This is a genomic window from Streptomyces mesophilus, from assembly GCF_040300965.1.
Lineage (GTDB): Bacteria > Actinomycetota > Actinomycetes > Streptomycetales > Streptomycetaceae > Streptomyces > Streptomyces mesophilus_A.
The window spans coordinates 1-22,057 of record NZ_JBEPEW010000135.1 but is presented as its reverse complement, the minus strand read 5'-3'; the positions used below and the strand labels follow the sequence as shown (position 1 = coordinate 22,057).

The window sequence follows — 22,057 nt, the reverse complement described above, 5'->3', positions numbered from 1 at the left end:
ACCCGAGATCATCACTCGAACCCTGCGACTGCGACCGCAGATTCGACAACACGGACGCACCCATGTCGAACTTCATCGGGCCTCCCCCGGCCAGTACGGGCTGGTTTGCATGGCGGACTGCATGACGGATTGCATACGGAGTCATCTCTATCAATTGATGGTCCCGGCATGCAATCGCCCCCCACCAGCCCCAGGGCGCACACACCAGCACGCGCTAGAGAGCCGTCCGCAGTGCCGCCCTGGCCGGCAGTTGGGTGGCCAGCAGACCGAGGCCGATCGCCGAGGCCGCGAAGGATCCGTAGAGAAGAGGCGGTATGTACGGGTTTTCACCCGTGAGGCCGTTCATCATCGGGACCAGGGTCGCCAGGGCGATGGCCGAGCCGAGCGCGATGCCCGCGCACGCGACGAGGAGGGCTTCCCAGCCGACCATGTGGAGGACCTGGCGGCGGGTGGAGCCGATCAGGCGGAGCATGCCGAGTTCGCGGCGGCGGTCGAGGACCGTCATCACGAGGGTGTTGCCGGCGGCGAGTGCGGCGAAGCCGCCGAGGACCGCGGCCATGGTGGTGTTGGCCCAGGCGTTGAGCGCGCGGTCGGTGGATTCGGCGCCGGTGTAGGCGTCTCGGTCGAGGACCTGGCCGCCGAACGGGGCGAGCGCCTCGGCGGTGCCGCCCTTCGTCCACAGTTCGGTGGCGAACGACGAGGTGACGTGCGGGGCCACCAGCTCCTGGGCGAGGGTGACTTGGGAGAGACCGAGCCCCCGGCCGTAGATCGCGGTCACGGTCGGCGTGGCCTTCGTACCGTCGGGCAGCCGCAGTTCGAGGCGGTCGCCGACGCCCACCTTGGCGCTCTGCGCGAGCGTGGCGTCGAGGGCCACCTCGTTCCTGCCGAGCGCGAGCGTGCCCTCGCGTACGTCCAGGTCCTGCACCTGGGCCAGCGCCTTCGCCGTACCGGAAATGCCCTGGGCGGAGGCGGATTGGAGCCATCGGTCGCCGCCGGATCCGGCCGGGACGAGCACCGAGGTCTTGAGCACGCCCACGGCCGACGTGGCGTCGGTGCGGGTGAGGGCATCGGCGGGCAGGCCCCCGTCCGCGCGCACGATGTGGTCGGCGGTGATGCCGGCCGACTGCTGGCGCCCGGCGGCCCGGTCCTCGCTGGTGTGCATGAAGACGAGCGTCGAGGCGAAGGCCATCGCGAGCACGATGGGGGTGATCGCGGAGGCCATCCGGCGTGCGTTCGTACGGGAGTTGGCCGCGGCCAGCTGGCCGGACGCGCCCGCGCCGCGCAGGAGCAGTCCGAAGAGTGCCGCGCAGGCGCGGGCCACGAACGGGCCGAGCAGGGCGACGGCCAGCATGAAGAGCATCACGACGCCGAGCGCCGCGTTGGCCGCGTCCTCTCCCGACTCGCTCGCGGCGAGACGGGAGAAGAAGAAGCCGCCGACAAGTGCCCCGATACCGAGGGGTGTACGGATCCAGCCCGGCCGCAGCCGCTCGACGCCCGCCTCGCCGAGGGCTTGGCCCGGCTTGATGCGCGAGGCGCGGCGGGCCGCGGTGTATCCGGCGAGCAGGGAGGTGAGGATGACGGCGCCGGTGGCGCTGACCAACGGGATCCAGGAGACGGAGAGTTGGACCGCCTCCGGTACCGCGCCCTTCGCCTGGAGCTGGCCGAACCACCAGGCGGCGAGCCCGATCCCGGGCAGGCAGCCGACCGCGCCCGCGAGCGGCGCGAGCGTCAGGGCCTCGGTGGCGATGGTGCGGCGGATCTGCCGGGGTGTCGCGCCGATCGCCCGGAGGAGCGCGAACTCGCGGGCGCGCTGGCCGACGGAGAGCGCGACGGTGCCGGCCGCGGTGAACACGGCGACCATGGTGGCGACTCCGCCGAAGGAGCCGCCGATCCCGGTGAGCACTTCCTGGGCCGAGGCGAGCGACCCGTCCTCGGCGGCGCCGCGGTCCTGACCCGCGTACACCTTCGCCTTGCCGCCGAGTGCCTGGGCGACCTGCGCCTTCAACTCGCTGTCGGACACGCCCTTTTTGGGCAGTACGGCGATGGCGTCGACCTTTCCGGGATGCCCGGAGATCCGTACGGCCTCGGAGTCGGCGAACCAGGCGGTCGGCTCCTGCGCGCGGGTGAGCCCGGAGACGGTGAAGGTGCGCGGGCCGTCCGGTGTCGTGAAGGAGACACGGTCGCCGACGCGGCCCTCGTTCAGCACGACCTGCCCGGACGTGGGCGCCGAGCCGCTGCTCAGACGCTCACCGGTGAACGAGGTGGACCCCCAGTTGTGGGCGGTCACGGCGCCTTTCGCGCCCTGCACGGGGAAGGTCAGATCGGCGACGGCGGTGCGCGCGCCGGGCACCGAACCCGCCTTCGCCACCAGGGAGTTGTCGAGCCGGGCCCGGTCGGGCACGGGGTGCGGCGAGTCGTGGCGGCCGTCGCCGCTGCCGCTGATGAAGTGGGCCTGCTGGTCGGCGGCGGCGACCACGGGAGCGGCGGCGTAACGCTCCGGCGGTACGGAGGCCCGTACGCCCGTCTCCAGGAGGATGCCGCAGGCCGAGACGATCAGCGCGGCCATCGCGAGCGCGATGAACGTGCCCGCGAACGAGGCCGGCTTGAAGCGGAGTGCGGCCCGCGCAAGGCCGTTGGGCCTGGCCATCAAGCCCCGACCCCCTCGTACACGGGAGTGGTGAGGGCGGCCATACGCGCGGCGATCTGCGTCGCGTCACCGCGTTCGAGGCGGTCGGTGATGTGTCCGTCCGCGAGGAAGAGGACGCGGTCGGCGTAGGCAGCGGCCATCGGGTCGTGCGTGACCATGACCACGGTCGCGCCGAGCTGGTTGACGGCCGAGCGCAGAAGTCCCAGGACTTCGGAGGCAGTTGTGGTGTCGAGGGCGCCGGTCGGCTCGTCCGCGAAGACCACGTCAGGGCGGGTGACCAGCGCGCGGGCGATCGCCACGCGCTGCTGCTGGCCGCCGGACAGCTCACCGGGACGGCGCCGCGCCTTGTCGGTCAGGCCGACCTGCGCGAGCACCTCGGCGGCGCGCCGGCGGTCGGGGCGCTCACCGGCGAGACGCAGGGGCAGCAGGACGTTCTGCTCGACCGTGAGCGACGGGAGCAGGTTGAACGCCTGGAAGACGAAGCCGAGTCGGGTGCGGCGCAGCTCCGTGAGCTTGTTCTCGCCCATGCCCGTGATCTCCGTACCGCCGAGGCGTACAGCGCCGGCGCTGGGGCGGTCGAGGCCGGCCGCGCACTGCAGGAACGTGGACTTGCCCGAGCCCGAGGGTCCCATCACGGCGGTGAAACTGCCGCGCGCCAGGGCGAGGTCGATCCCGCGCAGCGCGTGCACCGTGCCGCGCCCGCGCCCGTAGGTGCGGGTCACGCCGCGCAGCTCGACGGCGAGGCCTCCCTCGGGGGCATCGGGTGCCACCGCTCCGGCTCGGGTCCTGCCTCGTCGCAGCGCCATGGTGCGGTTCGCCTCCGTCGTCCTGCCGTGAAGTCCTTCGATCGCTTACGACGGTACGAATCGGGCGGCCGCCCGAGCCATGGAGATGACCTCCGAATCAGCTGGGGGTTTACCCCACCCCCGGCATCCATAGTTGCCACGTAAACAGTTTGATAAGCTAAATATTGACGCGTTCTTGACGTTCTCTTGACCAAAGGAGAGGCCCATCGGACACGCAGACACCCTGATAGCCATGGGCGGCGCTTTTCTCGCCGCCGCGGTCCTCGCCCGGCTCGGCGGCTGCCGGGGACGACGAATAGGAGCCCCCGGAAACCCCGGGATACCCCGATCCGAACGTCTGCTTCACTCCGGGATCTTGACCCCCGCGATCCTGCTCTGACTTCAGGATTGAGCTCGTCGGCGAGCGTGATCCTCAGGGCAGCGCAGGCTCCTGAGCCAAACGTCGAGGCGGGAGTGTCCCGGGGTTTCCCAGGGCTCCTATTCGTCGCCCCGGGCATCCGCGATCGTCACCAAGGTCCTGGTGGACACCGGACGGCTCGGCAATCCCGAGACCAAGCCGATCCTCGGGATCATCGTGGTCGAGGACATCTTCCTCGCCCTGTATCTCGCCGCACTGCAGCCGATCCTGTCCGGCGCGGACTCGCTGTCCGCCGCCGTGCTCGACGGCGGCAAGGCCTTCGGCTTCCTGATCCTGCTCGCACTCGCCGCCCGCTTCGGCACCCGGATCGTCGGCAAGCTCTTCGCCACCCGTGACGACGAGCTCCTGGTGATCTCGTTCCTGGGTGCGGCCGTGTTCATGGCCGGGGTCTCGGAGTGGTTCGGGGTCGCGGACGCGATCGGCGCGTTCATGGTCGGTCTGATGCTCGGCAGTACGACGTCCGGTGAGCGGATACGCAAGCTGGTGCATCCGCTGCGGGACGCCTTCGGCGCGATCTTCTTCTTCGCGTTCGGACTCTCCATCGACCCCGGTGACCTGCCGGTGGTGATCTGGCCGGTGCTGGCCGCCGTGGCCGTGACGCTCGTGATGAACGTGCTCGCAGGTCTCGCGGCCGCCCGGGTCTACGGGTTCGGGCCGGGCCCCGCCGCGAACATCTCCACCACCCTGCTCGCCCGCGGTGAGTTCGCGCTGATCCTCGCCACCATGGCGGCCGGCGCCGGACTCGACGACCGGCTCTCGCCGTTCATCGCGGGATACGTGCTGCTGCTCGCGGTCCTCGGACCGCTGGCCGCGGGACAGTCGCACTGGCTGGCGCGCGTCCTGCCGAAGGGCAAGGCGGCCGAGGCGGAGCTCACGCCTCCCGGCAGAGCAGAAGCAGTGCCCGGTCGTCGTTGACGTCCTTGGCGACCGCCTCGATCAGATGCCAGGCAGCGCCGTGGAAGCCGCCCGCGACATAGCGGTCGGCTTCCCCGGTGAGGCGGTCGATGCCCTCGGTCATATCCCGGTCGGAGGTCTCCACCAGGCCGTCCGTGAACAGCATCAGGACGTCACCCGGCCGCAGCGATCCCTTGACCGGGTCGAACTGCGCGCCGTCGTACACCCCGAGCAGCGGCCCTTCGGCGCTCATCTCCTCCCAGCGGCCCGTACCGGCGTGCAGTTGCACGGCCGGCGGATGCCCCGCGGAGAGCAGTTCGTAGTCGCCTGATTCGAGGTCGAGCGCGAGGTGGATGGAGGTCGCGAAGCCCTCGTCCCAGTCCTGGCGCAGCAGATAGCCGTTGGCCGCGGGCAGGAACTCGTGCGGGGGCAGCGACCCGAGCAGACCGCCGAAGGCGCCGGACAGGAGCAGGGCGCGCGATGCCGCGTCCATGCCCTTGCCGGAGACGTCGGTGAGGACGACCTCCAGGGTGCGGCCGCCGTTCGTACGGGCCGCGCAGACGAAGTCGCCCGAGAAGGACTGGCCGCCCGCCGGGCGCAGCGCCATCTCGCGGTGCCAGCCGACGGGCAGCGTCGGCAGTTTGCTCTGGACGCGGATGCGTTCGCGCAGGTCGAAGAGCATGGTGCCGCCGCGCCGCCAGGGCACGCCCACCCGGCTGCGGAACTGGGCGATCAACAGCCCGAAGAATCCGCAGGCCGCGACCACGAGCACTATGCCGGGCGTGACGGTGGCCGGGCCCTCCTGGTACGGCCCGAGCGCGAACGACTCGATGATCAGCGCCGTGGCGGCCGCCGCGTACAGACCGAGCAGGCTCGCGGGCCGCAGCAGCAGTCCGCCGGCCACGATCGGCAGGCAGAGCAGGGCCGGCGAGAACCAGACGGGTATCGCGAGCGTGCCCGCCGTGATCGCGGGAATCATCAGGAGCAGACCCGCGAGCGCGATCCAGTCGGAGCCGTCGCCGCGGAAGTAGTCGACCCCGGATTTGCGCAGCCCGACGCGGGCCCGGTGCCAGCGTTTGCGCATCCGGGCCGGGAACGTCTCCGCTTCCGCGCGTTCCGCGCGGTCGCGCTGTGCACCGGTCATTGTCCGTGGACCCTATCCATCCGGGGCGGCCCCGTGCACGGGAGGTCCGGGTTGTCCCCCGCACGAGCGGGGCCGGTCACACCGCGTGTGACGCAAGGAGCACAGCTCGTGGCGACGGCCGGCAAAATCCCTCGCCCAGTGTCCCGGGGGCCTGGTAGGCAGGGCGTATGACATTTGAGATCCGCACCCTGGAGCCAGGTGACTGGGACCGCTGGTTCAGCAAGCTCGAGCTGGCCTTCGGCGGGGTCCGATCGGCCCCGCAGGAGCGGGAGTTCGACCAGTCCGTCACCGAGGCCGAGCGCTCCCTCGGGGTGTGGGACGGCGACGAGGTCGTCGGTACGGCGGGAGCCTTCTCCTTCCGTATGACCGTCCCGGGCGGCGCCCTGGTGCCCGCGGCCGGTGTCACGATGGTGAGCGTCGCGTCCACGCACCGCCGCCGCGGCATCCTCACGGCGATGATGCGCCGCCAGCTCGACGACGTCCGCGCGCTCGGTGAACCCCTCGCGGTCCTCACGGCCTCCGAGCCGGAGATCTACGGACGGTTCGGGTACGGCACCGCGACCCAGCAGCTCGGTGCGGAGATCGACAGCACGCGCGTACGGCTCGCGGTTCCCGCCGGTACGGATGACGTACGGCTGCGGCTTGTTGACGCCAAGGAGTGGCTGGCGCGGTGCGAGGAGCTGTACGCGAGGCTCGTGCCCGGCAGGCCCGGGATGCTGGCGCGTACGCCGGGCTGGGACGCCGGCTTCCTGGTCGACCCGCCGGAGGACCGCAACGGCTTCTCCCCCCAGCAGTGCCTGATCGCCGAACAGGACGGCGAGTTGGTGGGATACGCCCGATACGCCACGAAGCCCGACTGGGAGGCGGCGGGACCGTGCGGCACGGTGGCCGTGCGCCATATGGACACCACGACGCCCGCCGCGCAGGCGGCGATGATGCGGCACTTCCTCTCGATGGACCTGATGTCCAAGGTCGAGCTGCGCAACCGCCCCGCCGACGACGCCTGGCAGCACCTGGTGTCCGACATCCGCCGCTGCACACTGCGGCTGCGGGACTCGCTCCACGTACGCCCCGTGGAGGTGGGCGCGGCGCTCGAGGCCCGTACGTATCGCACTCCTGTGGATGTGGTCTTCGAGGTCTCGGACCCCTTCTGCCCCTGGAACGAGGGCCGTTGGCACCTCACGGGGGACTCGCTCGGCGCCTCGTGCAAGCGCACCGAGGACGCGGCGGATCTCGCTCTGTCCGTACGGGAGTTGGGCGCCGCCTACCTGGGCGGGTTCACGCTCACGTCGCTGGCCGCGGCGGGACGGGTCCAGGAGCTGCGCCCGGGTGCGCTGGCCTCGGCCTCGCTGGCGTTCGGCTCGGATGTGGCGCCGTGGCTGCCGCACGGGTTCTGAGCGGACCCGTCGCTCAGGCGAGCTGACAGCCCGGGCACCAGAAGAGATTGCGGGCGGCGAGATCGGCGGTGCGGATCTCGCCGCCACAGATGTGGCAGGGCAGGGTGGCCCTGCGGTAGACGTAGACCTCGCCGCCGTGGTCGTCCACGCGCGGCGGGCGGCCCATCGCCTCCGGGGTGTGCTCGGGGCGCACGGTGTCGATGCGGTTCAGGCGTACGCCTTCGCGCATCAGCTCCGCCAAATCCGCCCAGATCGCGGTCCATTCGGCGTGCGTGAGGTCCTTGCCGGGGCGGTACGGGTCGATGCCGTGCCGGAAGAGGACCTCGGCGCGGTACACGTTGCCGACGCCCGCGATCACCTTCTGGTCCATGAGCAGCGCGGCGATGCTCGTACGGGAGCGGCTGATCCGTGACCACGCCTTGTCCGGATCGTCGTCCTCGCGCAGCGGATCGGGTCCGAGCCGGTCGTGTATCGCCTGCTTCTCGCCGTCCGTGATCAGTGCACAGGTGGTCGGGCCGCGCAGGTCCGCGTACGCCTTGGGGTGCGCGAGCCGCAGCCGCACCGTGTCGGTGGGCGGTGGCGCCTGGCCGGCGCCGAAGCCGAGCTTGCCGAACAGGCCGAGGTGGATGTGGATCCAGCCGATCCTGCCGAAGCCGAGGAAGAGGTGCTTGCCGTGGGCCTCGGCGGCGGTGAGGATCCGGCCGTCGAGGAGGGCCGCGCTGTCGGAGAACTTGCCTTGAGGGCTGCTGACGCGGACCTTCCGGCGCTGGAAGCGCTCCCGGTGGTCCTGTGCCAGGCGGTGGATCGTGTGCCCCTCAGGCACGGGTGTTCTCCTTCAGTACGTCAACACGTCGACGGCATACGTGAGCGGGCCGACCGAAGCCGGCCCGCCGCACATGTCCGGGATCAGCCCTGCGGGTGGTGTGCCGGGATCGGCGGGAGCTCGTGGGTGCGCTCGTAGGCCGCGAGCATCTCGATGCGGCGGCTGTGGCGCTCCTCACCCGAGTACGGGGTGCCGAGGAAGATCTCGACGAACTTCGTCGACTCCTCCAGGGTGTGCATCCGGCCGCCGATGGAGACGACGTTGGCGTCGTTGTGCTCGCGGCCGAGCGCGGCGGTCTGCTCGCTCCAGGCGAGGGCGCAGCGGACGCCCTGCACCTTGTTGGCGGCGATCTGCTCACCGTTGCCGGAGCCGCCGATCACGATGCCCAGGGAGTCCGGGTCCGCGGCCGTCTTCTCGGCGGCACGCAGGCAGAACGGCGGGTAGTCGTCAGCCGCGTCGTAGATGTGCGGACCGCAGTCCACGGGCTCATGGCCGTGGGCCTTGAGCCACTCGACGAGGTGGTTCTTGAGTTCATAGCCGGCATGGTCGGAGCCGAGGTACACGCGCATGCGTCCGAGTGTGGCATGTCGGCGATCGGGTAGCCGCGCCCGGGTCAGGACCTTTGACCTAATGCAACGATCCGGAATCAGGCCTTCCGACTCTTCCCTCGGACCGGTTGAATGCCAGGGCTCGCAACCCGAGAACCTAAGGATTTGCGTATGACCTCGCAACCGTCCCTTGCGAAGGAAGACGCCACGCAGCCCCACAAGGGCAATGGCGCTCCTTCCACCGGCGGCTCGAACGGCTCCCCCGGCTCCGACGGCCTCAAGGCAGGCCTCAAGAACCGTCATCTGTCGATGATCGCGATCGGTGGCGTGATCGGCGCCGGACTCTTCGTCGGCTCCGGCTCGGGCATCGCCGCCGCGGGCCCCGCCATCCTCATCTCGTACGCACTGGTCGGCGTCCTCGTCGTCTTCGTGATGCGGATGCTGGGCGAGATGGCCGCCGCGAACCCGTCCTCGGGTTCCTTCTCCGAGTACGCGGACCGTGCGCTCGGCCGCTGGGCGGGCTTCACCATCGGCTGGCTGTACTGGTTCTTCTGGGTCGTCGTCCTCGCCGTCGAGGCGACCGCCGGCGCGGTCATCCTCGAAGGCTGGATACCGGCCGTCCCGCAGTGGGGCTGGGCCCTGATCGTCATGGTCGTGCTGACCGCGACGAACCTGGTGTCGGTCGGCTCCTACGGTGAGTTCGAGTTCTGGTTCGCCGGGATCAAGGTCGTGGCGATCGGCGCGTTCGTCGTGATCGGCTTCCTCGCCGTGTTCGGCTTCCTGCCCGGTTCGGACAACCCCGGCGCGGGCTTCGCGCACCTCACCGACGCGGGCGGATTCCTGCCCAACGGCGCGGGCGCGATCCTGACCGGCGTCCTGATGGTGGTCTTCTCCTTCATGGGCAGCGAGATCGTCACCCTCGCCGCCGGCGAGTCCGAGGACCCGCAGCGCGCGGTCACCAAGGCCACCAACTCGGTGATCTGGCGGATCGCCGTCTTCTACCTGGGCTCGATCTTCGTCGTCCTGACGCTGCTGCCCTGGAGCGACAAGTCGATCGTCGACAAGGGCTCCTACGTCGCGGCGCTCGACTCCATCGGCATCCCGCACGCCGGCCAGATCATGAACGTGATCGTCCTGACTGCCGTCCTGTCCTGCCTCAACTCGGGCCTGTACACGGCCTCCCGTATGGCCTTCTCGCTCGGCGGACGCGGCGATGCGCCCAAGGCGTTCGCGAAGGTCGAGCGCAACGGTGTGCCGCGGGTCGCGATCCTCGCCTCGGTCGTCTTCGGCTTCGTCGCGGTGGGGGCCAACTACCTCTGGGAGGACACCGTCTTCCTGTTCCTGCTCAACTCCTCGGGTGCGGTCGCCCTGTTCGTATGGCTGGTCATCGCCGTCACGCAGCTGAGGATGCGCGGCATCATCCTGCGCGAGTCGCCGGAGAAGCTGGTCGTGAAGATGTGGCTCTTCCCGGTCCTGACCTGGCTGACCATCGGCATGATCGTCTTCATCTGCGGCTACATGCTGGTCGACGACGCGGGCCGTGAGCAGATGCTGCCCTCGCTGGGTGTGGCCGCGCTGGTCCTGATCATCGCGGTGGCCCGCGACCGGATGCGGGCAGCCGCCAAGCGCTGACGCCTCTTCTTGTACGCGGGTACGACGCCCTCTCCGTGCTGGTCACGGAGAGGGCGTCGTCCTATCCGTGGGAGGCGGGCGTGAGGTTCCGGCCACGGTGGGCGCCGGGGTCGTGGGTCTGTCGCCGCCAGGGTCGTCCTCGCCACGCGCCGTGAGGAACATGACGGTGGCCACGGCGGCGGCGACCAGGAGGACGAGCGCGGTGAGCAGCTTGGGGCGCCAGTCGGCCTGCTTGGGTCCCGGCTGCCTTACGGGTGCGGGCTGCGGCTCTTGTACGGGTGCGGGCTGCGGCTCTTGTACGGGTGCGGGCTCCGGCAGGGCGCGGACCACCGAGAGGTGGGCGGCCACCTCGTCGACGTCCGGGCGCAGGCCCGGGTCCTTGGCGAGGAGTGCGGCGAGGAGGCTGCGCAACTCCCCTGGCACGGGCGGGAGTTCGGGCTCTTCGTAGACCACGGCGTGCAGCGTGGCCAACGTCGTGGCGCGGACGAAGGGCGGCCGGCCGCCGAGCGCGGCGCAGAGCGTGGCACCGAGCGACCAGAGGTCGGAGTGCGGCCCCTGCGCGCGGCCGAGGACACGCTCGGGCGGCAGATACTCGGGCGACCCCACGATCACCCCGGCCCGGGTCAGCCCCTCGGCATCCTGCAGCGCGGCGATCCCGAAGTCGGTGAGGACCACGCGTCCGCCGCCCGGCTCGAGCAGCACGTTGCCGGGCTTGATGTCCCGGTGCAGCACCCCCGCGGCATGCACCACGCGCAGCGCCTCGGCGAGGGCGAGCCCCACGCGGGCGGTCTCGCGCACCCCCAGCGGGCCCTCGTCTTCGAGCACCTGCGCCAGCGAACGCGCGCGGACCAGCTCCATGACGATCCAGAGCCGCCCGTCGTGCTCCGGGGACGGGGACTGAGCCACGTCGTAGACCCGTACGACATGGGGGTGGTCGATCCGCGCGCTCGCCCGCGCCTCGCGCAGCGCGCGCTCGCGCCGCGTCCCGCCGTCCTCGTCGCCGGGCCCGTCGAGATACATCTCCTTGACGGCGACGGGCCGGCCGAGCAGTTCGTCGACGGCCCGCCAGACCCGCCCCATCGCACCGTGCCCGACGGGCTCCTCGAGGCGGTAGCGCCCCGCGATCAGTGTTCCCCGTACCGGCATACCCGCAGCACCCCCGTGCCGAGTGAACGTGCCGTGCTTCCCAGGGTAGTTGGCCACGCAAAACGCCGGCCCGGCTGATTCCTCAGCCGGGCCGGCGTCACTGAAGCAGTCGGAGCTCAGCCCTTGCGGCCCACGAGCTTCCATGCGGTCGGCAGCGCGCCCATCGCCAGCGCGGCCTTCAGGGCGTCGCCGATCAGGAAGGGCACGACGCCCGCGGCCAGCGCGGCCGAGAAGGACAGACCGGTCGAGGCCATCAGCCACGGCACGCCCACCGCGTAGATCACCGCGGACCCGAGCACCATCGTCCCCGCCGTACGCAGCACCGAGCGGTCACCGCCGCGGCGGGCGAGCGCGCCCACCATGCCGGCCGCGACCAGCATGCCGACCACGTAACCGAAGGAGGCGCCGCCCCAGCCGTGCGTGCCGCCCTGGAAGACGGGGGCGCCGAGGCCGCCGGCCAGCGCGTACAGGGCGAGCGAGAGCAGGCCGAGGCGGGCGCCGAGCGCTGTGCCGACGAGGAGGGCGGCGAAGGTCTGGCCGGTGACCGGGACCGGGGAGCCGGGCACGGGGACCGACAGCTGCGCGGAGAGCGCGGTGAGCGCGGCGCCGCCGACGACCAGCGCGATGTCACGCACGCGCGAGGCGGGCAGAAGGTCGGCGAGGACCTCACCGGGGCGGGTCGCGACAGCTGCGGTGCTCATACGGACTCCAGGGAAGCGGGCGGGGCACCGCGGCAGGGACAGGCGCGGCCCCCCGGGCAAGAGGGGAAGAACGGCTCGGGACATCGCGACGCTATCCCAGCGGTCAACGCTCGTTCACCATCAGCCGTCGACAAAGCGGCACTTGGGCCGTTCGTAGGCTCCGGACAAAAACAAGCCCCGAAGCCGGAAGCGGGTGACCTCCGTCACTAGGCCCTACGTCCAACCGTGCCCGTTTTGCGCAAATCACGGCCCGCGGGCGAGACTGTAGGGTCCCACCAATCCCCTCCGAGAGCCGACGATGCACGACACCTCGCTGACCGACGGACCCGAACCCCTCGGCCACGGCCTGAAACAGCGCCACCTCACGATGCTCGGCCTCGGCGGAGTCATCGGCGCCGGACTCTTCGTCGGCTCGGGCGCGGGCATCGCGGTCGCCGGGCCCGGCATCATCGTGTCGTATCTGATCGCGGGCGTGCTCGCGATGCTGGTGATGCGGATGCTCGGCGAGATGTCCGCGGCGGTGCCGGCCTCGGGTTCGTTCTCCGTGCACGCCGAGAAGGCGATCGGGCGGTGGGCCGGGTTCAGCGCCGGCTGGCTCTACTGGTTCCTGCTCGTCGTCGTGCTCGCCGTCGAGGCGACCGCCGCCGCGCAGATCGCCCACGGCTGGGCGCCCGGGGTTCCGCAGTGGGCCTGGGTGCTGATCTTCATGGCGGTGTTCACCGTGGCGAACCTCGTCGCGGTGCGGAACTTCGGTGAGTTCGAGTTCTGGTTCGCGACGCTCAAGGTCGGTGCGATCGTCCTCTTCCTGATCCTCGGCACGCTCGCGATCTTCGGCATCCTGCCCGACACCGATCCGGTCGGCCTCACCAACCTCACCGGCCAGGGCGGCTTCCTGCCCAACGGCTGGGAGGGCGTGATCTCCGGCGTGCTCGCCGTCATCTTCGCGTTCGGCGGCCTGGAGGTCGTCACGATCGCGGCCGCCGAGTCCGACGACCCGGCCCGCTCGGTCTCGCGCGCGGTGCGCAGCGCGGTGTGGCGGATCCTCTTCTTCTACGTGGGCTCGATGCTGGTCATCGTGACCGTGCTGCCGTGGACCGCGCAGAGCGCCACCGTCAGCCCGTACGTCACCGTGCTCGACTCGATCGGGGTTCCGTCGGCCGGCACGATCATGAACATCGTGGTGTTCGTGGCCCTGCTCTCGGCGCTCAACGCCAATGTGTACGGCTCCTCGCGCATGATCTTCTCGCTCGCCGAACGCAGCGAGGCCCCGCGCGCCCTGCTCAAGGTCGCCCGCGGCGGCGTGCCCCGGCGTGCGGTCCTGGCCTCGGTGACCTTCGGCTTCATCTCCGTACTCCTGAATCTGAAGTGGCCGGACTCGGTCTTCCACTACATGCTCAACGCGGTCGGCTCGGTGCTGATCTTCGTCTGGGCGATGATCGCCGTGGCCCAACTCCGGCTGCGTCGGCGGATCGAACGCGAGGCGCCCGAGAAGCTGGTCCTCAAGATGTGGGCGTTCCCGTATCTGACCTGGTTCGCCCTCGCGGGCATGGCGGCGATCGTGGGCCTGATGCTCACCGACGACTCGGCCCGCCCGCAGCTGCTGTGGTCGGGGGCCGCGACGGCGGTGGTCATCGCGGTCGCTCTCGTACGGGACTTCGCCGGGCGGGACTCCCACGGGCCCGGCTCTCCCGTACGGGACTTGGCACAGGGCAAGCGGAAGTAACCGCTCCAGTACCGCCGGTGATCAAGGCGTCCGGATTCCGGTCACCCTCTTCGGGCCACCGGACGCAGCCTCCACACTGATCCCTTGCTTACGCACATCTGACGCCCACGCACGTAACGGATGCCTCTGCCGATGACTCCGCCTTCCGCACCCCCGGCCGTCGAAGACGCGCCGAAGACCGGTGAGGCCGCCACCGACGCGCCCACCCTGCACAAAGGACTCAAGCAGCGCCACCTGTCGATGATCGCGCTCGGCGGTGTGATCGGCGCGGGCCTGTTCGTCGGCTCGGCCTCGGCGATCGCCGCCGCGGGTCCGTCGATCATCGTCGCGTATGCGATCTCCGGCGCGCTCGTCATGCTCGTGATGCGCATGCTCGGCGAGATGGCCGCGGCCAACCCGGCCTCCGGTTCGTTCTCGGTGCACGCCGAGAAGGCGATCGGACCGTGGGCCGGCTTCACGGCCGGCTGGTCGTTCTGGTTCCTGCTCTGTGTGGCCGTGGGCCTTGAGGGCATCGGTGCCGCGAGCATCGTGCACGGCTGGATACCCGGCGTCCCCGAGTGGGCCTTCGTCGCCCTGTTCATGGTGCTGTTCTGCGTCACCAACCTGATCTCGGTACGGAACTTCGGTGAGTTCGAGTTCTGGTTCGCCACGCTCAAGGTCCTCGCGATCGTGGCGTTCCTGGTCATCGGTGTGCTCGCGATCCTCGGCATCCTGCCCGGCTCCGACACCGAAGCCCCCGGTCTGACCCACCTCTCCGGCGACGGCGGCTTCTTCCCGACCGGCGTCGACGGACTGATCGTCGGTCTGCTCGCCTCGGTCTTCGCGTACGGCGGTCTGGAGACCGTCACCATCGCGGCCGCCGAGTCCGAACACCCGGTCCAGGGTGTCGCCAAGGCCGTGCGTACGGCGATGTGGCGGATCGCACTGTTCTACGTCGGGTCGATGGCCGTCATCGTCACACTCGTCCCCTGGAACGACCCGGCTCTGGGCTCCGGCAAGGGCTCCTACGTCGTGACCCTGGAGAGCCTCGGCCTGCCCGCCGCCGGCCAGATCATGAACGTGGTCGTCCTGATCGCGCTGCTCTCCGCGATGAACGCCAATATCTACGGCGCCTCACGCATGGCCGGCTCGCTGGTCTCGCGCCGCCTCGGCCCGCCCGCCCTCGGCAAGATCTCGGGCGGTGTGCCGCGCATCGCGGTCATCGCGTCCAGCGCCTTCGGGTTCTTCAGCGTGCTGCTCAGCTACTGGTACCCGGAGACGATCTTCGCCTGGCTGCTCAACATGATCGGCGCGATCATCCTGGTCGTCTGGTTCTTCATCGCCGCCGCCCAGCTGCGCATGCGCCGCAAGCTGCAGCGCGAGGCGCCGGAGAAGCTGGTCGTGAAGATGTGGCTGTTCCCGTGGCTGACCTGGGTGGCCCTGGCCGGCATGGCCGCGGTCTTCGTCCTGATGGCCCGCGAGGAGGGCACGCGGACGCAGCTGTACTACACGGGCGGTCTGACGGTGTTCCTGGCCGTGGTGGGCTACGCGCTTCAGCAGTCCAACAAGCTGAAGGACCTGACGGCGAAGGTCGACAAGCTGGCCGAGAAGCTGGGCACCTCCGCCTGACCTGATCTCCGCTGCGAAAGCCCCGCCCGGACCACCACCCGGGCGGGGCTTTCGCATGCCCGCGATCACCGGCCGACCTTCTTGCTGTTAGCCTGCACTTGCAACTAGCTTGCAATAAGGACGCAGGAGGAACCATGGCCGTCTACACGCTCCCTGAACTCCCTTACGACTACGCCGCACTCGCCCCCGTGATCAGCCCCGAGATCATCGAGCTGCACCACGACAAGCACCACGCGGCGTATGTGAAGGGGGCGAACGACACCCTGGAGCAGCTCGCCGAGGCGCGCGACAAGGAGACCTGGGGCTCGATCAACGGCCTGGAGAAGAGCCTCGCCTTCCACCTGTCCGGCCACATCCTGCACTCGATCTACTGGCAGAACATGACGGGCCCGAAGGACGGCGGCGGCGAGCCTCTCGCGGCCGACGGCGTGGGCGAGTTGGCCGATGCGATCGCCGAGTCCTTCGGCTCGTTCGCCGCGTTCAAGGCCCAGCTCACCAAGGCCTCCGCCACCACGCAGGGTTCGGGCTGGGGCGTGCTCGCGTACGAACCGGTCAGCGGCCGGCTGATCGTCGAGCAGATCTACGACCACCAGGGCAATGTCGGCCAGGGTTCGACCCCGATCCTGGTCTTCGACGCCTGGGAGCACGCCTTCTATCTCCAGTACAGGAACCAGAAGGTGGACTTCATCGAGGCGATGTGGGCGGTCGTCGACTGGCAGGACGTGGCCCGCCGTTACGCGGCCGCCAAGGAGCGCTCGTACAACTTGCTGCTCGCGCCCTGAGCGCGGCAGCACCCGAGCACCTGCCCTCGTGATCGTCTTCTCACCGGTTCACCGGGCAGGCGGCAGGAGGGAAGCCCCCACGAGGACGTGACTCGTGGGGGCTTCCTGTCTCGTTACCGTCTCACCGCGGCCGCACGGCCTGTCTTAGACTCCCGGCCTCTGAGTCATTCTCCGGGGAGGCGAAGTGGCGGGCACCAGGTCGCTGTACTGCACCACCTGTGGGACCGACGAGCAGCATCGTGTGCTTTTCAAGGCCGAGCAGGTCTGGCTCAAGGGCCGCATCCTCAGGAAGAACGTCGACGAATTCGTGATGTGCCAGGCCCCTGGCTGCCGCAAGCTGCGCACCGGCCACACCAAGGAGCCGCTGGCCGACGTCCTCCGGATCCCGGAGGACCTGTAGCCGCACGCTCCTCAGCCTCCGTCGACCAGTCCGTCCAGCTCCCCCACCGCCTCGAACTCCCTTGCCAGGCCGGTCTCGTGGAGCCTGGCGAAGGGGGTGAAGGGGATGCCGTACTCGGATTCGCCGCGGTCGAAGTTCCAGGATTTATGGGCCAGGAAGCGGTACGTGACCAGGCCCGGCGATCCGTCCGCGCGGACCTCGACCGTGCCGCTCAGGCGGTAGGAGACCCCGCGCAGGGCCAGCCACAGGTCGGCGTTGTCGCGGCGGGTGATGCCGACGCCGCGCCAGCCGCTGTCGGCGCGGTACGTGCCCGGTGCGCGGCCCTCCACCTCCTCGCGCCAGAGGTCGAGCTGCTCGTCCACCGCGGTGCGCACCACGGGCAGAGCGAGCAGGGCGCGGGCGTCGAGCCGGTACGGGCGGCCCGTACCGCGCAGGTAATGGCGCAGGGCGCCGGCCGCGGTGGGCAGACCGAGCGCCCGCCACACAGGGGGCAGCGCGCGGGTGGCGATATGCACCGCGTGGTCGCCGAGTCGTGGCCTGAGGCTCGCGTAGGGGGCGTTGTCGTTGGGCAGCTGCGGGTCCTCGCGGCCGCCCTCCGTGCCGATCAGTGTGGTCGTCCCCATACGGGGACGCTAAGCGAGGGCGGGGACGGCCGCCTCCCGGAGACGGCCGTCCCCACTGCTCACGCCAGGTTGCCGGGCCCGCCGCTCACGCCAGGTTCGAGAAGTCCGGGCCGGCCGTGCGGGTGCGCTTGATCTCGTAGAAGCCGGGGGTCGACGCCACCAGGAGCGTGCCGTCCCACAGGCGGGCCGCGGCCTCGCCCTGCGGGGCCGGGGTGACGACCGGGCCGAAGAAGGCGATCTGCTCGCCGTCGGCACCCGGCACCGCGATGACGGGGGTGCCGACGTCCTGGCCGACCTTGTCGATGCCCTCCTTGTGGGAGGCGCGCAGCTCGGTGTCGTACGTGTCCTTGTCCGCGTACTCGATCAGGTCGGCGGGCAGGCCGACCTCCTCCAGGGCGGCGGCGACCGCTTCGAGGTTCGCGCCCTCGCCGCGGTTGTGGAAGCGGGTGCCGATCGCGGTGTACAGCGGGCCGACCACGTCGTCGCCGTGCAGCTCCTTCGCCGCGGTGACCACGCGCACCGGGCCCCAGCCCTTCTCGAGGAGTTCCTTGTACTGCTCGGGCAGGTCGTCCCGGTTCTCGTTCAGGACCGACAGGCTCATCACGTGCCAGCGCACCTCGACGGGCCGAACCTTCTCGACCTCCAGCATCCAGCGGGAGGTCATCCACGCCCAGGGGCACAGGGGGTCGAACCAGAAGTCCGCGGTGACCTTTTCGCCGGTGTTCTGTGCAGCCTGCTCGCTCATGACTGGTGAATCCTCCATTGGCTTTACGTCACACGTCTGCCCCCACGAACACCGTCGCCGACGAGGGCATTCCCGGATGTCCGGCGCGTGGACGACATGGGAGGATCGCAGGGATTGCGACACCATCCTGCGTCCAGTCACCCGCCCATGCGCGTTTACGAGGGAGTACCCGTGCCCGGAGAGAACCTGTCCCGCGACGAGGCCCGAGAGCGGGCCGCGCTGCTGTCCGTCGACGGTTACGAGGTCTCACTCGACCTCAGGTCCGCGGTCGGCGAGTCTGGCGAGGAGCCTCGTACGTTCCGGTCGGTGACGACCATCCGCTTCCGCTGCTCCGAGCCGGGCGCCGCCTCCTTCGCCGATCTGATCGCGCCGGGCGTCACCGCCGTCTCCCTGAACGGGACCGACCTCGATCCGTCCGAGGTGTTCGACGGGTCGCGGATCGCGCTCGAGGATCTGCGCGAGGAGAACGAGCTGGTCGTGGACGCGCAGTGCGCGTACAGCAGGACCGGCGAGGGCATGCACCGCTTCGTCGACCCCGAGGACGGCGAGGTCTACCTCTACACGCAGTACGAGCCCGCCGACTCGCGCCGGGTGATGACCTGCTTCGAGCAGCCCGACCTCAAGGCGCCCTTCCGTATGGAGGTGCGTACGCCCGAGGGCTGGACCGCCTGGTCGAACGGCGCCGGTGAACTGGCCGACGGGGTCTGGCGGTTCGCGGAGACCAAGCCGATCTCCTCGTACATCACGGCATTCGTGGCGGGCCCGTACCACTACGTGTCCGACACCTACAGCCGCAAGCTCGCGGACGGCTCGACCCTGGAGATCCCGCTCGGCGCGATGTGCCGCAAGGGTCTGGCCAAGCACTTCGACGCGGACGACGTCTTCCTGATCACCAAGCAGGGCCTGGACTTCTTCCACGACCACTTCGACTACCCGTACCCCTTCGGGAAGTACGACCAGGCGTTCGTGCCCGAGTACAACCTCGGTGCGATGGAGAACCCCGGTCTCGTCACCTTCCGCGAGGAGTACATCTTCCGCGGCAAGGTCACCTCGGCGTCCTACGAGCGGCGCGCGAACGTCATCCTGCACGAGATGGCGCACATGTGGTTCGGCGATCTGGTCACCATGCAGTGGTGGGACGACCTGTGGCTGAAGGAGTCCTTCGCGGACTTCATGGGCTCCTTCTCGATGGTGGAGTGCACCCGCTTCACCAACGGCTGGATCACCTTCGCCAACAACCGCAAGTCCTGGGCGTACCGCGCCGACCAGCTGCCGTCCACGCACCCGATCACGGCCGACATCCGTGACCTGGAGGACGCGAAGCTCAACTTCGACGGGATCACGTACGCCAAGGGCGCGTCCGTGCTCAAGCAGCTGGTCGCGTACGCCGGTCAGGACGCGTTCCTGGAAGGCGCGCGGCGCTACTTCAAGCGGCACGCGTACGGGAACACGCAGCTGGGCGATCTGCTCTCGGTCCTGGAGGAGACCTCGGGCCGTGACATGGCGACGTGGTCGCGCTCGTGGCTGCAGACGGCCGGGGTCAACTCGCTCACGCCGGTGGTGACATACGACGCTGCGGGCCGTGTCGTGGAGCTCGCCGTGCTCCAGGAGGCCGCCGATTCGCACCCGACGCTGCGTCCGCACCGGGTCGCCATCGGCCTCTACCGCCGCACGCCGGACGGTTCGGTGGAGCGGTACGCGCGGGCCGAGGCGGACGTCGACGGTCCGCGGACGGTGATCGCGGAGCTCGCGGGCGCCGAGAAGCCCGACCTGATCCTGGTCAACGACGACGACCTGACGTACTGCAAGATCCGTTTCGACGAGGGGTCCCTGGAGACGCTCCGGGGTCATCTCGGGGCGGTGAGCGACCCGTTGGCGCGCGCCCTGTGCTGGTCGGCGCTGTGGAACCTGACGCGCGACGCGCTGATGCCGGCGCGGGACTTCATCAAGCTGGTCCTGGACTTCGCGGGCCGCGAGACGGACATCGGCGTTCTGCAGATGCTGCACACGTGGGCACGTTCGGCACTGGTCAACTACGCGGCGCCCGGCTGGCGTTCCACGGGTGAGCGTCAGCTGGCGGAGGGCGCCCTGAGCGAGCTGCGGCTCGCCGAGCCGGGCAGCCAGCACCAGCTGACCTGGGCGCGCTTCTTCGCCTCGGTCGCCGCGTCGGACGCCGACTACCAGCTGCTCGAAGGGCTGTTGGCGGGCTCGGCGCAGATCGACGGTCTGGACGTCGACCAGGAGATGCGCTGGGCGTTCCTCGAGCCGCTGGCCTCGGCCGGCCGCGCGTCCTCGGACATCCTCGACGCGGAACTCGCCCGCGACGACACGGCCTCCGGCAAGCGCCACCAGGTCCGCTGCCTGGCCGCGCGTCCCTCCGAGGCGGTGAAGGCCCAGGCGTGGGCGGAGGTCGTCGAGTCGGACGCGCTCTCCAACGCCCTGGTGGAGGCGACGATCGCGGGCTTCGCCCAGCCGTCGCAGCGCGAGCTGATCGCGCCGTACGCGCCGAAGTACTTCGAGGCGATCGAGCGGGTGTGGTCCGAGCGCTCGATCCAGATCGGCATGGATGTCGTACGGGGTCTCTTCCCGGCGCTCCAGGACTCGGTGGGGACCTTGGCGGCCACGGACGAGTGGCTGTCCTCACACGCGGACGCCGCCCCGGCCCTGCGTCGCCTGGTGATCGAGGCCCGCGACGACCTGGCCCGGGTCCTGCGGGGGCAGGCTTGCGATGCGGGGTCGGCTCCGGCCCGGTAGGCGGGTCTCTTCGTCCCCGACAGGACATGGTGAGGGTGAGGCCGCCGCAAAGCGGTGGCCTCACCCTCACCACGCTCACCGGACGCCTACGCGCGTCACGGCATGCCGCCGATGACCGGCTCGCACAGCCGTCTTCGAATCGCCTCGCGGATCAATCGATCCCTGATCCGCGCGCTGCGCACCGCGCGTACACAGAACGGCGCGGAACGCCCCGGGCCGGAGACGACTCCACGGCCACCGGGCCCCGCGCACCACCAGAGCGCGGTGGTGCGCTCGTCCTCGCCCGGGAGCCGGGTCCTGAACAGCGACCCCGACCTCACACTCACCACGATCAGCTCCCCCGACTCCGGATCGCGCAACACGATTCGCCCCAGGCCCTTCGCCACCGGGAACACGACCGCGGCACAGACCTGCCACGGTCCTGCGCTCAACACCTTGCGTACGACCCGTCTGTGCCGCCACGACAAGACGCGTACGAGAAGGGCGCCGAAGCCGCCGCCCCCGAGGTACATCGCCGACGTGCCGACGAGTCCGGAGCCGTCCTGAGCCGCAAAGGTGTCGAGCCAGAGGCCCGACGAAGCCGCCACGAGACCGCTCCCCAACAGCCAACGGCCCAGGGCGCGTTCCCGCGCGAAGAAACGCGACGCGCCCTCGTCCGTGATCGCGAGCGGATGCGTCGCGCCATCACCGCCCTGCCCGGCGCCCCTCATGCGGGGACGCTACGGCCCTCCGGTGGCCGTGCGGCAGGCCGGGTTCCGGCAGCGAAGCCGGGCACGCGAGTGCCGGACCCTCGCAACACACCTGTGACGGAGCAAAAGGAGCCCACCCGTAACCCCCATCCGGACCAGCCCTTCTCGGCTCTCGAACGTCCGTCCTTTAGTGCAGGATTGTCCGGTTTATGCGACGGGACGGTAACAGGGGTTAGAGCGCCGTCACTCAGCGGGAAACCCCTGGCCATGAACCACAACACCCCGCTCTCCCCCCGCCCCCTGCACCAGCTCTCCGACGGCGCACGGCGCGTCCTGACCGCCGCCCAGTTGCGCAGCCATGGAGTGTCCGCCGCCGAGACCAACGCCCAGTGCAGGCCCGGTGGTCCGTGGCAGCAGGTGCTGCCCGGTGTGTTCCTGCTCCACCCCGGGCCGCCGACCAGCGAGGAGCGGCTGCACGCCGTGCTCCTGTACGCGGGGCGGCCCCCCGGCGCCGGCACGGTCGCCGGTGCCACCGCGGGCGTGACCGGCGTCGCGCCCGGCCTGAACGCCATCCCGG

General features: G+C 70.3%; 17 protein-coding genes and 2 pseudogenes. 9 read left to right on the top strand and 10 right to left on the bottom strand.

Features of this window, described 5'->3' with window-relative positions:
* Positions 1-214: 214 nt before the first annotated feature.
* Entirely contained in the window at positions 215-2,647 is a 2,433-nt protein-coding gene (locus tag ABT367_RS32945; RefSeq protein ID WP_352256939.1) for an ABC transporter permease, read from the bottom strand.
* Complete coding sequence (locus tag ABT367_RS32940; RefSeq protein WP_352256938.1) at positions 2,647-3,453, bottom strand: ABC transporter ATP-binding protein; 807 nt, start codon at positions 3,451-3,453, stop codon at positions 2,647-2,649. Before ABT367_RS32940 ends, ABT367_RS32945 begins: the two co-directional genes overlap by 1 nt.
* A 232-nt stretch (positions 3,454-3,685) precedes the next feature.
* Here ABT367_RS32940 and ABT367_RS32935 point away from each other — a divergent pair.
* A pseudogene (locus tag ABT367_RS32935) lies at positions 3,686-4,786 on the top strand (cation:proton antiporter).
* Here ABT367_RS32935 and ABT367_RS32930 read toward each other — a convergent pair.
* Positions 4,743-5,909: a PP2C family protein-serine/threonine phosphatase gene (locus ABT367_RS32930; protein WP_165334381.1), complete on the bottom strand. Its 1,167-nt coding sequence runs from the start codon at positions 5,907-5,909 to the stop codon at positions 4,743-4,745. The pseudogene ABT367_RS32935 and the gene ABT367_RS32930 sit on opposite strands and share 44 nt — an antisense overlap.
* Before the next feature lie 167 nt (positions 5,910-6,076).
* Here ABT367_RS32930 and ABT367_RS32925 point away from each other — a divergent pair, with 167 nt between their 5' ends.
* On the top strand, positions 6,077-7,306 hold the full coding sequence (locus ABT367_RS32925; RefSeq protein ID WP_352256937.1) for a GNAT family N-acetyltransferase: 1,230 nt from the start codon (positions 6,077-6,079) through the stop codon (positions 7,304-7,306).
* A 13-nt stretch (positions 7,307-7,319) separates the two neighbouring features.
* On the opposite strand, the gene ABT367_RS32920 is transcribed toward ABT367_RS32925, so the two are convergent.
* Entirely contained in the window at positions 7,320-8,129 is an 810-nt protein-coding gene (locus ABT367_RS32920) for an Fpg/Nei family DNA glycosylase (protein WP_352256936.1), read from the bottom strand.
* 83 nt (positions 8,130-8,212) lie between these two features.
* Entirely contained in the window at positions 8,213-8,698 is a 486-nt protein-coding gene (locus ABT367_RS32915) for a ribose-5-phosphate isomerase (protein WP_352256935.1), read from the bottom strand.
* 150 nt (positions 8,699-8,848) lie between these two features.
* Between ABT367_RS32915 and ABT367_RS32910 the strand changes: the two genes are divergently transcribed.
* A complete protein-coding gene (locus ABT367_RS32910; RefSeq protein ID WP_352256934.1) occupies positions 8,849-10,309 on the top strand; it encodes an amino acid permease in 1,461 nt (486 codons plus the stop codon).
* Positions 10,310-10,351: 42 nt separating this feature from the next.
* On the opposite strand, the gene ABT367_RS32905 is transcribed toward ABT367_RS32910, so the two are convergent.
* Both ABT367_RS32905 and ABT367_RS32900 read right to left on the bottom strand, forming a co-directional pair.
* On the bottom strand, positions 10,352-11,455 hold the full coding sequence (locus ABT367_RS32905) for a serine/threonine-protein kinase (RefSeq protein WP_352256933.1): 1,104 nt from the start codon (positions 11,453-11,455) through the stop codon (positions 10,352-10,354).
* A 116-nt stretch (positions 11,456-11,571) separates the two neighbouring features.
* Positions 11,572-12,156 carry a biotin transporter BioY gene (locus ABT367_RS32900; protein ID WP_352256932.1) on the bottom strand — a complete coding sequence of 195 codons (585 nt, stop codon included), beginning with the start codon at positions 12,154-12,156 and terminating at the stop codon, positions 11,572-11,574.
* Between the two features lie 298 nt (positions 12,157-12,454).
* On the opposite strand from ABT367_RS32900, the gene ABT367_RS32895 reads away from it, so the two are divergent.
* The 4 genes from ABT367_RS32895 to ABT367_RS32880 all read left to right on the top strand — a co-directional run bounded on the left by ABT367_RS32895 (position 12,455) and on the right by ABT367_RS32880 (position 16,669).
* Entirely contained in the window at positions 12,455-13,879 is a 1,425-nt protein-coding gene (locus ABT367_RS32895) for an amino acid permease (RefSeq protein ID WP_352256931.1), read from the top strand.
* A 132-nt stretch (positions 13,880-14,011) separates the two neighbouring features.
* On the top strand, positions 14,012-15,487 hold the full coding sequence (locus ABT367_RS32890; protein ID WP_434975592.1) for an amino acid permease: 1,476 nt from the start codon (positions 14,012-14,014) through the stop codon (positions 15,485-15,487).
* Positions 15,488-15,621: 134 nt separating this feature from the next.
* Positions 15,622-16,269 (top strand): superoxide dismutase, encoded by a 648-nt coding sequence (locus ABT367_RS32885; protein ID WP_352256930.1) that lies wholly within the window; start codon positions 15,622-15,624, stop codon positions 16,267-16,269.
* A gap of 184 nt (positions 16,270-16,453) precedes the next feature.
* Positions 16,454-16,669, top strand: coding sequence for a hypothetical protein (locus tag ABT367_RS32880; RefSeq protein WP_352256929.1), 216 nt, complete (start codon positions 16,454-16,456; stop codon positions 16,667-16,669).
* Positions 16,670-16,680: 11 nt separating this feature from the next.
* Here ABT367_RS32880 and ABT367_RS32875 read toward each other — a convergent pair whose 3' ends face one another.
* Both ABT367_RS32875 and ABT367_RS32870 read right to left on the bottom strand, forming a co-directional pair.
* Positions 16,681-17,292, bottom strand: a complete 612-nt coding sequence (locus ABT367_RS32875; protein ID WP_352256928.1) for a hypothetical protein — start codon at positions 17,290-17,292, stop codon at positions 16,681-16,683.
* Positions 17,293-17,377: 85 nt separating this feature from the next.
* Positions 17,378-18,037, bottom strand: a complete 660-nt coding sequence (locus ABT367_RS32870; protein ID WP_352256927.1) for a mycothiol-dependent nitroreductase Rv2466c family protein — start codon at positions 18,035-18,037, stop codon at positions 17,378-17,380.
* 171 nt (positions 18,038-18,208) lie between these two features.
* On the opposite strand from ABT367_RS32870, the gene pepN reads away from it, so the two are divergent.
* A complete protein-coding gene (gene pepN / locus ABT367_RS32865) occupies positions 18,209-20,791 on the top strand; it encodes an aminopeptidase N (RefSeq protein WP_352256926.1) in 2,583 nt (860 codons plus the stop codon).
* A 95-nt stretch (positions 20,792-20,886) separates the two neighbouring features.
* Here the strand turns inward: pepN and ABT367_RS32860 are convergent, their stop codons facing one another.
* A complete protein-coding gene (locus ABT367_RS32860) occupies positions 20,887-21,501 on the bottom strand; it encodes a hypothetical protein (RefSeq protein ID WP_352256925.1) in 615 nt (204 codons plus the stop codon).
* Positions 21,502-21,747: 246 nt separating this feature from the next.
* On the opposite strand from ABT367_RS32860, the pseudogene ABT367_RS32855 reads away from it, so the two are divergent.
* Positions 21,748-22,057 (top strand): annotated as a pseudogene (locus ABT367_RS32855) (hypothetical protein); the annotation flags it as partial.

Coding starts and splice junctions, on each gene's coding strand:
- ABT367_RS32945 (WP_352256939.1), bottom strand. CDS start 2,647: ATGGCCAGGCCCAACGGCCTTGCGCGGGCCGCACTCCGCTTCAAGCCG.
- ABT367_RS32940 (WP_352256938.1), bottom strand. CDS start 3,453: ATGGCGCTGCGACGAGGCAGGACCCGAGCCGGAGCGGTGGCACCCGAT.
- ABT367_RS32930 (WP_165334381.1), bottom strand. CDS start 5,909: ATGACCGGTGCACAGCGCGACCGCGCGGAACGCGCGGAAGCGGAGACG.
- ABT367_RS32925 (WP_352256937.1), top strand. CDS start 6,077: ATGACATTTGAGATCCGCACCCTGGAGCCAGGTGACTGGGACCGCTGG.
- ABT367_RS32915 (WP_352256935.1), bottom strand. CDS start 8,698: ATGCGCGTGTACCTCGGCTCCGACCATGCCGGCTATGAACTCAAGAAC.
- ABT367_RS32910 (WP_352256934.1), top strand. CDS start 8,849: ATGACCTCGCAACCGTCCCTTGCGAAGGAAGACGCCACGCAGCCCCAC.
- ABT367_RS32905 (WP_352256933.1), bottom strand. CDS start 11,455: ATGCCGGTACGGGGAACACTGATCGCGGGGCGCTACCGCCTCGAGGAG.
- ABT367_RS32900 (WP_352256932.1), bottom strand. CDS start 12,156: ATGAGCACCGCAGCTGTCGCGACCCGCCCCGGTGAGGTCCTCGCCGAC.
- ABT367_RS32895 (WP_352256931.1), top strand. CDS start 12,455: ATGCACGACACCTCGCTGACCGACGGACCCGAACCCCTCGGCCACGGC.
- ABT367_RS32890 (WP_434975592.1), top strand. CDS start 14,012: ATGACTCCGCCTTCCGCACCCCCGGCCGTCGAAGACGCGCCGAAGACC.
- ABT367_RS32885 (WP_352256930.1), top strand. CDS start 15,622: ATGGCCGTCTACACGCTCCCTGAACTCCCTTACGACTACGCCGCACTC.
- ABT367_RS32875 (WP_352256928.1), bottom strand. CDS start 17,292: ATGGGGACGACCACACTGATCGGCACGGAGGGCGGCCGCGAGGACCCG.
- ABT367_RS32870 (WP_352256927.1), bottom strand. CDS start 18,037: ATGAGCGAGCAGGCTGCACAGAACACCGGCGAAAAGGTCACCGCGGAC.
- ABT367_RS32860 (WP_352256925.1), bottom strand. CDS start 21,501: ATGAGGGGCGCCGGGCAGGGCGGTGATGGCGCGACGCATCCGCTCGCG.